The 12,210-nt window shown below is 70.6% G+C and carries 10 protein-coding genes; 5 read left to right on the forward strand and 5 right to left on the reverse strand.

Annotated features, from left to right (window positions below):
• Positions 1–32: 32 nt before the first annotated feature.
• Positions 33–209, forward strand: a complete 177-nt coding sequence (locus ACOQPQ_RS03605) for a hypothetical protein (protein WP_420638081.1) — start codon at positions 33–35, stop codon at positions 207–209.
• 27 nt (positions 210–236) lie between these two features.
• Here ACOQPQ_RS03605 and cofH read toward each other — a convergent pair whose 3' ends face one another.
• From cofH to ACOQPQ_RS03630, 5 genes are all read right to left on the reverse strand, one after another.
• A complete protein-coding gene (gene cofH, locus ACOQPQ_RS03610; RefSeq protein WP_420640349.1) occupies positions 237–2,528 on the reverse strand; it encodes a 5-amino-6-(D-ribitylamino)uracil--L-tyrosine 4-hydroxyphenyl transferase CofH in 2,292 nt (763 codons plus the stop codon).
• 41 nt (positions 2,529–2,569) lie between these two features.
• Complete coding sequence (gene tal / locus ACOQPQ_RS03615) at positions 2,570–3,673, reverse strand: transaldolase (RefSeq protein ID WP_420638082.1); 1,104 nt, start codon at positions 3,671–3,673, stop codon at positions 2,570–2,572.
• Complete coding sequence (gene tkt, locus ACOQPQ_RS03620) at positions 3,670–5,652, reverse strand: transketolase (protein ID WP_420638083.1); 1,983 nt, start codon at positions 5,650–5,652, stop codon at positions 3,670–3,672. The genes tal and tkt overlap by 4 nt, the downstream gene beginning before the upstream one ends.
• Positions 5,653–5,733: 81 nt before the next feature.
• Positions 5,734–6,849, reverse strand: coding sequence for an FIST signal transduction protein (locus tag ACOQPQ_RS03625; RefSeq protein WP_420638084.1), 1,116 nt, complete (start codon positions 6,847–6,849; stop codon positions 5,734–5,736).
• 114 nt (positions 6,850–6,963) lie between these two features.
• Positions 6,964–7,731, reverse strand: a complete 768-nt coding sequence (locus tag ACOQPQ_RS03630) for a fatty acid desaturase (protein ID WP_420638085.1) — start codon at positions 7,729–7,731, stop codon at positions 6,964–6,966.
• 151 nt (positions 7,732–7,882) lie between these two features.
• Between ACOQPQ_RS03630 and ACOQPQ_RS03635 the strand changes: the two genes are divergently transcribed.
• The 4 genes from ACOQPQ_RS03635 to ACOQPQ_RS03650 are packed head-to-tail and all read left to right on the forward strand — an operon-like array spanning position 7,883 to position 12,166.
• The gene (locus tag ACOQPQ_RS03635; protein WP_420638086.1) at positions 7,883–8,527 is read left to right on the forward strand and encodes an acetate--CoA ligase family protein; all 645 of its coding nucleotides are present in this window, start codon (positions 7,883–7,885) and stop codon (positions 8,525–8,527) included.
• Positions 8,524–9,987, forward strand: coding sequence for a CoA-binding protein (locus tag ACOQPQ_RS03640; protein WP_420638087.1), 1,464 nt, complete (start codon positions 8,524–8,526; stop codon positions 9,985–9,987). The genes ACOQPQ_RS03635 and ACOQPQ_RS03640 overlap by 4 nt, the downstream gene beginning before the upstream one ends.
• 4 nt (positions 9,988–9,991) lie before the next feature.
• Positions 9,992–11,476 (forward strand): D-alanyl-D-alanine carboxypeptidase, encoded by a 1,485-nt coding sequence (locus tag ACOQPQ_RS03645; RefSeq protein ID WP_420638088.1) that lies wholly within the window; start codon positions 9,992–9,994, stop codon positions 11,474–11,476.
• Between the two features lie 60 nt (positions 11,477–11,536).
• The gene (locus ACOQPQ_RS03650; protein WP_420638089.1) at positions 11,537–12,166 is read left to right on the forward strand and encodes an LON peptidase substrate-binding domain-containing protein; all 630 of its coding nucleotides are present in this window, start codon (positions 11,537–11,539) and stop codon (positions 12,164–12,166) included.
• Positions 12,167–12,210: the final 44 nt, after the last annotated feature.

Consider the following 12,210-nt stretch of genomic DNA (forward strand, 5'->3'; position numbering starts at 1 on the left):
GAAAGAGACGAGAGAGAACGGAGCGGCCGGGAATGTCCACCGAGCACATTTGTCGTCAGCTTGAGCAGATCGCCGAGCAACTGGACGATTTGGCCATGACGGTGTTGCGCGACGCCGTGGACCAGGGGGCCACCGCCCGGCCCGAAGAGGAGAAGAAGCTGGTCAGGGCCCGCCGGTCGGTGGAAAAGGCGATTTCGATCCTCGGCTAGCTGCTCGTCGGCCAACCCTTCCGCTCGCTACCGAGCCAGGACCGCGTCTTCGTAGAGCGTGGTTCGCCGGCGCAGAGGGCGGTGAAGTGGGGCGCACAGGGCAGCCAGGTCGTCCTCGGTCACCTCTTGGCCGTGGGAGGCGCCCGCGGCGCGGGAGATGTTCTCGTTGATGAGGGTGCCGCCCAGATCGTTGACGCCCGCTTGGAGCATCTGGGCGGCCCCGTCCATCCCCAGCTTCACCCACGAGGCCTGAATGTTGTGGATCCACCCGTGGTAGGCAATGCGGCCCACCGCGTGCATGAGCACCGCCTCCCGGAAGGTGGGACCCCGCCGGGACCGTCGCTGCAGGTAGATGGGGGCCGCCATGTGGACGAACGGCAGGGGCACGAACTCGGTGAAGCCCCCGGTTTGCTTCTGCAGCGCTCGGGTGCGCACCAGGTGGCGGGCCCAATGGAGCGGCTGTTCGACGGTGCCGAACATGATGGTCACGTTGGACCGCAGGCCGATGCCGTGGGCGGTGCGGTGGGCCTCCAACCACTCGTCGGTGTCGATCTTGTCGGGGCAGATCACCGCCCGGATCTCGTCGTCGAGGATCTCCGCGGCGGTGCCGGGCAACGACCGCAGTCCGGCGTCCATCAGGCGACGCAGGTAGGTGGCCAGGGGCTCCTGCAGGCGGCGGGCGCCCTCGGTCACCTCCAGGGCGGTGAAGCCGTGGACGTGGATGTCGGGGGCGGCGTCCTTCACCGCCCGGGTGACGTCGATGTAGTAGTCGCCGTCGAAGTCGGGATGGATGCCGCCCTGCAGGCAGACCTCGGTGGCCCCGGCCTGGGCCGCCTCGGCGGTTCGTTCGGCGATGTCGTCCAGGGTCAGCAGGTAGGGGTCGCCCCGCAGGTTGAGCGAAAGCGGCCCCTTGGAGAAGCCGCAGAACCGGCACTTGAAGGTACACACGTTGGTGTAGTTGATGTTGCGGTTGGCCACCCAGGTCACGTCGTCGCCCACCGCGGCGCGGCGCAGGTCGTCGGCCAGGGCGGCCACCGCCCGGACCTCGGGCCCGCGGGCCCCGAACAGGGTCACGATCTCCTCGACCCCCACCTCCTGGCCCGCTCGGACCCCGGCCAGCACCTCACCCAACGCACTGCCTGCGGTGGCGTGGCCTCCGGTGGCGCCGCTGACCGCGCCGTTGGTGCCAGTGCCGTTGGCGGCAGACCCGCCCACCAGCACGGGCGGACGGGCCTCGGCCCCGGAGTACCAGCCGCGGTCGTCGGGGCGACCCAGGCCTTCGGCGTCACTGCGGTCGAGAACGGGGAACCGCAGCTCCTCGTCGAGCCACCGGTCGGGGTTCAGCACGTACTCGGGGTACACCGTCAATCGGGGGGCCAGGGCGAACCCCTTGGCCTCGGTGACCTCCCGCAAGCGATCCAGGGCGGGCCAGGGACGCTCGGGGTTCACGTGGTCGGCGGTGACCGGCGACACCCCGCCCCAGTCGTCGATGCCCGCGTCGAGCAGCTCGCCGAAATCGTCGGACAGGTTGGGAGGCGCCTGCAGATGGATCTCCTCGGGCAACAGCAGGCGGGCCAGGGCGATGGCCTCCAGGAACTCCTCCCGGCCGCAGGCCGCAGCGGCGTGCAGCGCGGTGCCCGGTTTGGGGAGGAAGTTCTGCACGATCACCTCTTGGACGTGCCCCCAACGCCGGTGGGAGGCGGCGATGGCCTCCAGGGCCTCCACCCGGTCGGTCCGGGACTCGCCGATGCCCACCAGGATGCCGGTAGTGAACGGGATGGCCAGTTCCCCGGCCGCCTCCAGGGTGGCCAGACGGCGTTCGGGGGTCTTGTCCGGCGATCCCCGATGGCACTCCAGCTCGGCCAGGGTCTCCAGCATCATGCCCTGCGACGGAGCCGTGGCCCGCAGTTGGGCCAGTTCTTCGGGGTACAGGGCACCGGCGTTGGCGTGGGGCAACAGGCCGGTGCGGTCCCGCACCAGCCGGGCCGCATGGGCCAGGTAGTCCACGGTGGAGGCGAATCCGTGCTGGTCCAGCCACCGGGCCGCGTCGGGGTAGCGCAACTCGGGGCGCTCGCCCAGGGTGAACAGGGCCTCGTGGCAGCCGGCGGCGGCGCCGGCCTCGGCGATGGCCAGCACCTCGTCGTCGCCCAGGTAGGGCGATTCCAGACGGGCCGGGGGCTGGGCGAAGGTGCAGTAGCCGCACTTGTCCCGACACAGCATGGTCAGCGGGATGAACACCTTGGGGGAGTAGGTGATCCGGGTGCCGTGAACCCGATCCCGGATAGACCGGGCGTGCGCCATCAGGTCGTCCAGGCTCATCGCCAACAGCTCCGGGCCGGTGGCCGGGGCAGGGGCCAGGGTCACCGGCCCGCCTCCACCAGTCGGTCGGCGGTGGCGGTCAGGCTGGCCAACAGGTCGTCGAACGACTTCACGAACGCCGAGACGCCTTCGTCCTCCAGTTGGCGGGCCACCTCCTCCAGGTCCACTCCGACCTCGCCCACCCGAGCCAGCACCGCCCGAGCGGCGTCGGGGTCGGCATCCACGGTGCGGGCCAGCGCGCCGTGGTCGGTGAAGGCCTCCAGGGTGGCGTCGGGCAGCGTGTTCACCGTGTGGGGACCAATGAGTCGATCCACGTACAAGGTGTCAGGATACGCCGGGTTCTTGGTGGAGGTGGAAGCCCACAAGGGCCGTTGCACCCGAGCGCCCCGGGCGGCCAGGGCCTCCCAGCGGGATCCCGAGAATTTCTCGGTGAAGAGCTGATAGGCCACCTGGCCCTGGGCTACCGCCGCTTGCCCCCGAAGGGCCAGGGCGTCGGGGGTGCCGATGGCCTCGAGGCGGCGGTCCACCTCGGTGTCGGTGCGGCTGATGAAGAACGAGGCCACCCCGGACACCGAGGACAGGTCGCCGGGGCAGGCCTCCAAGCCCTGCAGGTAGGCCTCGATCACCTCGGCGTAGCGCTCCAGGGAGAACAGCAGGGTCACGTTGATGCTGCGACCCTCGGCGGTCATGGCCTGGATGGCGGGCAGGCCCTCGGCGGTGCCGGGGATCTTCACGTACAGGTTGGGGCGGTCGATGCGCTGATGGAGGGCTCGGGCCGCGGCCAGGGTGCCCTGGGTGTCCCGGGCCAGGGCGGGATCGACCTCCACCGAGACGTAACCGTCCACCCCGTCGCTGTCGTCGTGGAGCGGGGCCAGCACGTCGAGGGCGCCGCCGATGTCGGTCAGCACCAGTTCCCAGTAGGCGTCGGCCACGCTCAGCCCGTCGGCCAGCAGCGAGGCGAACTGGCCGTCGTAGGCGTTGCCCGACGTCATGGCCTTCTGGAAGATGCTGGGGTTGGAGGTGAGCCCCCGCACCCCGCGCTCCACCCAGCGGGCCAGCTCCCCGTCGTGCAGCCACTCTCGGCGCAGGTTGTCCAGCCAGGGGCTCTGGCCGTAGCGGTGATATAGGTCGTGCAGGCTGCTCATGGGTTCCCCCCTTGTCCGGCAACCAGGGCCGCCGCTTGGGTGGCCACGTTGGCCGGGTTCATCCCCAGCTTGTCGAGCACCTCTGCACCCGGCGCCGAGGCCCCGAAGCGGTCGATGCCCACCGCCCGATCGGCCCACCGTTCCCAGCCCAACGTCACACCCGCCTCCACCGAGAGGCGGGGCACACCGGCGGGCAGGACGGCCGCCCGGTAGGCGGCCTCTTGCTCGGCGAACAGCTCCCAGCAGGGCATGGACACCACCCGAGCGGCAATGCCCTGTTCGCCCAGGGTGGCGGCCGCGGCCAAGCAGACCGACACCTCGCTGCCGGTGCCGATCAAGACCACGTCGGGGTGGCCGTTGTCGGCCACCGGATACGCCCCCCGGGCCACCCCCTCGGTGGTGGCGGTACCCTCCAGGCCGGGCACATTCTGGCGGGTCAGGATCATGGCGCTGGGACCGTCCCGGTCGATGGCCAGCCGCCAGGCCTGGGCCACCTCGTTGCCGTCGGCCGGCCGGAACACCCGCAGGCCGGGAATGGCCCGCAGCGACATGATGTGCTCGACGGGCTGGTGGGTGGGGCCGTCCTCGCCTACGCCCACCGAATCGTGGCTCCACACGAAGATGCTGTGGGCCTGCGACAGGGCGGCCAAGCGGACGGCGGGGCGCATGTAGTCGCTGAACACCAGGAAGGTGCCCCCCACCGGAATCAGACCGCCGTGCAGGGCGGCGCCGTTCATCAACGCCCCCATGGCGTGCTCCCGGATGCCGAAGTACAGCTTGCGCCCTGCCGGATTGGCCGGGCTGAGGGGTTCGACGCCCGACAGATCGGTGCCGGTGTTGCCGGTGAGGTCGGCCCCGCCGGCGATCAGGCCGGGCACCACCTCGGCGATGGCGTTCAGGCAGCCCGAGCTGGCTTTGCGGGTGGCCACCGACTGGTCCGCCGACCACGAGGGCAGCTTGTTCTCCCAACCGGGCAGCCCCCGGCCGGCCAGACAGGCCTCGTACTCGGCGCGCCGGGGCCCCAGGGCCTCCACCCGCTGCTGCCAGGCCGACCGCTCGACCCCGCCGCGGCGCCCGGTCGCCCGATAGGCCCCGACCACCTCGGCGGGTACGTGGAACCGCTCATCAACCGGCAGCCCCATCAGCGCTTTGGTGGCGGCGATCTCGTCGTCGAACAGCGAGTAGCCGTGGGCTTCGTGATTGTCGGTCTGGCCGGGGGAGGGGTAGGCCACGTGGCTGCGCACGATCACCAGCGACGGGGCGTCGTCCACCGCCATGGCCGACCGCAGGCCGGCTTCCAGGGCGTCGAGGTCGTCGGCCGCTTCCCCCAGGTTCACCACATGCCAGCCGTAGGCCCCGAACCGCTGGGCGGCGTCGTCGGACAGGGCCAGATCGGTGGGCCCGTCGATGGTGATGCGATTGTCGTCGTAGACGCAGATCAGCCGTCCCAGCCGTTGGTGCCCGGCCAGCGACGACGCCTCGTGGCTGATGCCCTCGGAGAGGTCGCCGTCGCTGCACAGGGCGAAGACCCGGTGGTCACAGACGTCGGCGCCGAACCGGTGACGCAGCCAGCGTTCGGCCACCGCCATGCCCACCGCGTTAGCCATTCCCTGGCCCAACGGCCCGGTGGTGACCTCCACGCCGGGGGTGTGGCCGGTCTCGGGATGGCCGGGGGTCGAGCTGTCCCACTGGCGAAAGTCGCGCAGATCGTCCAGGGAGAGCCCCTGGCCGGTCAGATGGAGCATGGCGTACAACAAGATGGAGGTGTGGCCGGCGCTGAGCACGAACCGGTCGCGGTCGGGCCACGCCGGGTCGTCGGCGTCGTAGCGCAGGATGCGGGTCCACAGCACGTGGGCCAACGGGGCCATGGCCATGGCCGTTCCCTGATGTCCCGAGCGGGCCTGATGGGGCGCGTCCATGGCCAGTCCGCGGATCACGCTGATGCCCTGGGCTTCCAATTCGGCGGGGAACGCAGCCATAGACCGGGCCATCCTTTCAGTCGTACCGGCGAGCAGCACTACCGGAGCGGTGGGCCCCCGGAGACGACGGGCAGGCGGGAATCACGGGAACAGCACCACCGAAGCGGTGAAGCCGTGCATGAAGTTGCGGTTGCCGATGGGCCCCAGCTCGCCCGCGCAGAACATGCCGGCCACCGGGGCCTGCGCCAGCGCGGCGTGGACGACGGCGGCGTCGTGGTCGGGACCGTCGAACAAATGGGTACCCCGACCGTTGCAGGTGAAGATCAGCGCCGAGCCGGCGGAGGCATCGGCCATCAGCTCGCGCAGGTCTTCGTCGGCGGCCGCCGCGTCTCGCACCTGGAACTGGACCGTGGTGCCCACCGCCACGGCGTCGCCCACCGCCAGGGCCCCGGTGTCCTCGTCGGCGCCCATCAGCGTGCGAATCAAGAAGTCGCCCCGGCCGAACTCCGACTGGTGTTCGTCGATCACCACCCCGAAGTGCAGGCCCCGGGCCACCTGGGCCCGGTCGGTCTCGTTCAGGGCCAGGAGAATCTCCCGCAGGCGGTCCACCGCCGGGCGACCCCCCATTTCCGCCACGATGTTGCCCTCCGATTTGGTGACGGTGAAGGGTTGGCCGATGGGGCGACACCCTTGGGACACCACGGTGCGCACTTCCACCGCCGGGTCGACCAGCACACCCACCGCCCCGTCGGTGTGGGTGGTGTTGCCCAGGATCAACCGGTTGCCGCCGGGCCGGCCCGCCGCTGAGGCCAGTCCTCCGACCACGGTCCACGGCGAGTCCGCCCCCAGCAGGGCCTCGCTGGGAAAGGTGAACGGGTCGGGGAACACCAACAGCGTGCCCTCGGTGTCGGCCGGCATCCCGCCCACCACCCAACCTTCGGGTCCGCGCACGGCTTCGAGGCGGACCGGGCGGGACGGACACCGGGCCGCGGCCCAGAGGCTCACCGCCGGGCGTTCCTCCACCTCACGGGCACCGCCGATCACCGACACCGCGGCCGCGCCGACCAACGTGGCCGGGCACAGCACTTGGTTCACGGCGTCGGCAATCTCGCCGATGGCATCCAGATGGGAGGCCGAGGTGAACAACACGGCCAGGTCCGGGGACGGGCCCACGGTCTCCAGAATCTCCCCGATGACCTCGCCCGCGGCCCCCGCGGCGTCGGGATGCTCGGACAGAGCGGCCCCATACCTGCTCACCCTCAGCACGCTAGCCGGGTGGCTCGCCCGGACAACGGCAACTATTGGCGGTTACCGCGGTCTGGCAGGGCCGAGGGGCTCGCTCGCGGTGGCCGCTGCGCTACAGGGTTCGGGTCAGGCCGGGGCGGTAACGGTGGGACGATTGGCCAGGGAGTCCACGTCGTGGTGGCGGACCCGGGCCAGCCTCAGACGCTGGGCTGCGCTGATGAACCACCAGCCCAGGTCGAAGTGGTACCAGCGACGGGCGAAGCGAGCCGAGGTCGGGGCGGCGTGGTGGTTGTTGTGATACCCCTCGCCACAGGTCAGCCAGGCCAGCCAGGTGACGTTGGTGGCGCTGTTGTCGAAGGGCCGACGCCCGAAGGTGTGGGCCACACCGTTCACCGAACCGCCCAGGCCGATGTACCCCACCGTGTGGACCACAGCGGCCACCACGCCGGGCAGCCAGCCCAACCACAAGACCAGGATGGCCACGCCCAGACCCAAACCGACGATCCCGCGGTTGAGGAGGAACCGGTCGGCCCTCGACACGGGAATGTCCCGGGCGTAGCGCTCCGTGGTGCGGGGATCGCGGGCCGACCGCCGGTAGAGGGCGGCGTTGGTGAGCTGCACCCGCACCCAACCCAGCCGGGCCGGGGAGTGGGGATCCTCGACCTCGTCGGTGAAGGCGTGGTGCTTGCGGTGGACGGCGGCCCACTGTCGGGCGCAGATGCCCGTGGCCATCCACAGGAACACCTTGAAGAACGCGCGCAGGACCGGGTTGAGCTGCACCGCCCGGTGGGCCAGGTCGCGGTGCAGGTACACCGTGGTGGCCAGATTGGCCAGTTGGGTGAGCGCCAGACCCACGATGACCGCCATCACAATCTGCACGAAATGAACCCCCATGGGTGGACAGCCGACACCTGAAACTGCCGGCCAGAGTTGTGACCCTAGAGCAACGGTGCGGGTTACACGAGGTTGTGGCCCCGAAGCGGCCCCCCGTAGCCACCGGTCTCGGCGTGAGGAATTCGCGGGCCGGCGGGTAGCTTGTCGGGGCGTGGGGGTGTTGTCGGAGTTCGAGTCGAAGCAGTTCCTGGCCGGCCACGGCGTCCCGGTGAGCCGGGACCGCCTGGCCGTTTCCGCCGAGGAGGCGGTGGCCGCCGCTGCGGACATCGGCGGCCCGGTGGCGGTCAAGTTGTGCGGCCGCGCCCTGGCCCACAAGAGCGAGCAGGGCCTGGTGCGATTGGGACTCCACGGGGACGACGCCGTGCGGGCCGCGGCCGGTGACCTGTTGGGCTTGGCCACCGAGGACCACGGCGAGGTGGCCCTGTTGGTGTCGGAGATGGTGGTCGGGCACCGGGAGTTCATCGCCGGGGTGGTCGCGACCGAGCAGTTCGGGCCTGCCCTCATGTTCGGCTTGGGCGGGGTGCTGACCGAGGCCCTGACCCAGGCGGTGTTCCGAATCCTCCCGGTGACCGCAGTCGACTGCGAGGACATGATCCACGACCTGGGCATGCCCGCCCTCTTGGGGCCCTTTCGGGGCGAGCCCGCGGTGGACCGACACGCCCTGGGTGCCGCCCTGTTGGGGCTGGCCGACGCCGCCGAGGGCCACGAGATCGAGAGCATCGACGTGAACCCCCTGGTCATTCGAGACGGTCGACCGGTGGCGGTGGATGCCCTGGTGGTCCGCACCGGCCCATGACTCGCTCCCCGTTCGACTTGCTGTTCAATCCCCGCGGGGTGGTGGTGGCCGGCGCCTCCAGCCACCCGGGCAAGTTCGGCTTCGTCGCCCTGCACAACGTCTTGGCCGGGGGCTACCAGGGCCCGGTGTTCGCCACCAATCCCGACCGCCCGTCCATCTTGGGGGTCCAGACCCGGGCGTCCGTGAGCGAGGTGCCCGCCGGGACGGCCGACCTGGTGGTGGTCTGCACGCCGACCCCCCACTGTGCCGACATCGTGCGGTCGGCCGCCGACCGGGGAATCGGCGCGGCGTTCATCGCCTCGGGGGGCTTCCGGGAAGCCGGGGCGGAAGGGGTGCGGGCCGAACAGGAACTGGTCGAGTTGGCCCGGTCCCTGGGCCTGGTCATGGCCGGACCCAACGGCCAGGGCCTGATCTCCTCACCGGCCCGCCTGGCCGCCCAGATCGTGGCCCCGGTGCCGCCACCCGGTCCTGTGGCGGTGGCCAGCCAGTCGGGCAACCTGGTGTCGGCGTTCATGAACCACGCCACCCACAGCGGCGTGGGCATCAGCCGGGCGGTGAGTGCGGGCAACGCCGCCATGGTGGGGGTGGTGGACTATCTGAGCTGGTTCGCCGACGACCCCCACACCAAGGCCATGGCCGCGTACGTGGAAGGGGTGGAGGACGGCCGGGAGTTCGCCGCCGCCCTGCGGTCGGTGTCGGCCGTCAAACCGGTGGTGGTGGTGAAGGGTGGGGCCACCGCCTCGGGCGCCCGGGCCGCGGCCAGCCACACCGGTGCGTTGGCCACCGACAACCGGGTGTTCACCGGCATGGTGCGCCAATGCGGCGGCATCCGGGCGGCCACCATCGAGGAGGCGTTCGACGCGGTGGCCGCCTTCGCCACCCAACCGCTGCCCGCCGGACCCCGGACCCTGGTGTTGTCCAGCGCCGGAGGGTGGGGGGTGATCACCGCCGACGCGGTGTCGCGCTCCAACCTGGAGTTGATGCCGTTGCCCGCCGACTTGGAGGCGGCCATCGACCGGTTGGTTCCGCCCCGCTGGAGCCGCAACAACCCCATCGACCTGGCCGGGGGCGAGAGCCGCGACACCATTCCCGAGGCCATCAAAGTGGTCACCGATCACCCCGAAGTGGACGCGGTGATTTATCTGGGCATGGGCATTCAGGCCAACACCGCGTCCCATTTGCGGTCGGGACCGTACTTCGAGAGCGCCCAATTGGATCGCATCAGTCAGTACCACGAGCGCCAGGACCGACGATTCGCCGAGGCCGCGCTGGAAGCCTCGTCCCGAACCGGTAAGCCCGTGCTGGCGGCCACCGAGTTGGCCGTCACCCAACCCCACAACGCCGGACCGGCGGCGGTGGCCGCCGGCGGGGGGTACTGTTTCCCCTCCGCGGAGCGGGCCGTGCGCGCCCTGCACCATCTCTGGTGGTACGCCCAATGGCGCAAGCGCCACGTAGGATGACCCGGTGCGCCGAATCGTCACGCCCGTTCTGCTGCTCGCGGTCGCCCTCGCCGCGCTCTTCGGCGCCAACTCCCTGAGCGATCAGCTCCACGAGAACCTGGGTGAGGTGGCCGACACCGACGCCGCCCCGCCCGGCGTGGGGACGCCCTTGGTGTCCACCCGGCGATTGGCCGAGATGCTGGCCCCCTCCCTGGCCGAGCCCGAGTTCTTCACCGGCTTGGACGCCCTGATGGCCACCGCCCCGGTGTCGTCCTGTCTCACCGTGATGCTGGACGACCGCGTGTTCTACGAGAGCGGCGGGGGCATCCAGGTGATGCCGTCCGAAGCCATGCTGTTGCCCACCCTGGCCACCGCCCACAAGGTGCTCGGGCCCGACCACACCTTCACCACCACGGTTCAGTCCGTCGTCCCGGTGGAGAACGGGGTGGTCAACGGCGACATCTACCTGGTGGGCGGCGGTGATCCGCTCCTGTACACCCCGGCGTACGCCGCCGCCCGCGACGAGGGCGACAATCCCCTGCACACTCCCATCGAGGACTTGGCCCAGGACCTGGTCGACCAAGGACTCGCTCTGGTGACGGGGGCCGTGGTGGGCGACGCCGACCGCTTCGACGACCTCCGCTACGCGGGATCCTGGCCGGAGAGGATCATCGCGTCCCAGAACATCGGCACCCTGCTGGCCCTGCAGTTCGACGACGGCTGGGTGCAGTTCCCCACCCAAGAGCCGAACGAGGAGGGCGACACCGACGCCGAGGAAGAGCCGGAGGGCTTCGTGGCCGCCGAGGATCCGCCGTTCTACGCCGCCGCCCTGTTCGACGACATGCTCGAGGCCCGGGACGTGGTGATCCGGCGCAGCCCCCGGGCCGAGGCGTTTCCCGACGGGGAGGAGCCCAACGTCCTGGCCGCCATCGAGTCGGCACCCCTGTCCGACCTCTACCACCAGATCCTCGACAACCGGGACATCGAGACCACCGAGATGCTGCTCAAGGAGGTGGGGCGGGTGACTTCGGGCACGGGCAGCACTCGGGCGGGCACCCAGGCCATCGCCGCCGTAGTGGCCGGCATCGGCGTGGACATCGACCAATTCCAGCTCCTGCAGTTCGACGGCTCCGGGGTGGACCCGGCCAACATCGCCACCTGCCCGGTGTTCACCTCGTTGCTGCGCAGCTCGGAGTTTCGCCCCTTGTTCCACGATCTGCTGCCCACAGCCGCCGAGGATGCCGGGCTGCTGGCCCGCTTCGCCGACGTGGACCGCCCGTCCCGTATCCGGGCGCTCACCGGTGGAACCGCCGATACCACGGTGATCATGGGCTACGTGGACATCGGGCGGGATCAGGAGCTGACCTTCGCCTTCATCGCCAATCAGCAAGGGGCCGACGACAATCAGGCCATCCGGCAACTCGAGACCCGAATCGTTCGTCACCTGGCTACCCTCACCGCCCAGCCCAGCCTGGACGACATCGGCCTCGAACCCCTCCGCCTCGGCTGACCCTCATTCCATGGAGCCCGAAGCAAGCACCATGGCCATGTTCCCCGACGGATTCGGGACATGACCGAAGCAAGCCCCATGGCGATGTTCCCCCTGGGCATGGTGCTGCTTCCCAGCATGATCGTTCCCCTCCACGTGTTCGAGCCCCGCTACCGGGCCATGACCAAGGACTGCCTGGACGGCGACCGCCAGTTCGGCGTGGCCCTCATCGAGCGGGGCAGCGAGGTGGGCGGCGGTGACGTTCGGTCCGACGCGGGCACGGCCGCCACCATCGTCGCCGCCGAGGAGTTTCCCGACGGGCGGTGGCGCCTCGTGATCGCCGGCACTCGCCGGATCCGGATCGACCGGTGGTTGCCGGACGATCCCTATCCCCGGGCCGAGGTCCGGGACTGGCCCGATGCGTCCCCGGCCGACGGGGACGTCGCCGATTCGTTGGCCGCGGTTGCTGCCCGGACCCGCCAGGTGCTGGCCCTGCAGTCCGAGCTGGGGGGGCCCGGACCGCCGATCGACTTCGAGCTGGCCGACGACCCTGCCGTTGCCCAGTGGCAGCTCGCGTCCATGGCTCCGGCAGGGCCGTGGGACCGCCAGCGCTTGCTGACCGCCGAAACCGGCGCTCAGCGCTTGGAACTCTTGGCCGAACTCCTGAGCGACGCCGAGGAATTGATCCGCGCCCGAATCGAGATGGGGTAGTCGGAACCAAGATGGGTCAGATGCCTGCTCCCGGTTAGGCTGAC

This window comes from Candidatus Poriferisocius sp. (genome assembly GCF_965219775.1).
Taxonomy (GTDB): domain Bacteria; phylum Actinomycetota; class Acidimicrobiia; order Acidimicrobiales; family Bin134; genus Poriferisocius.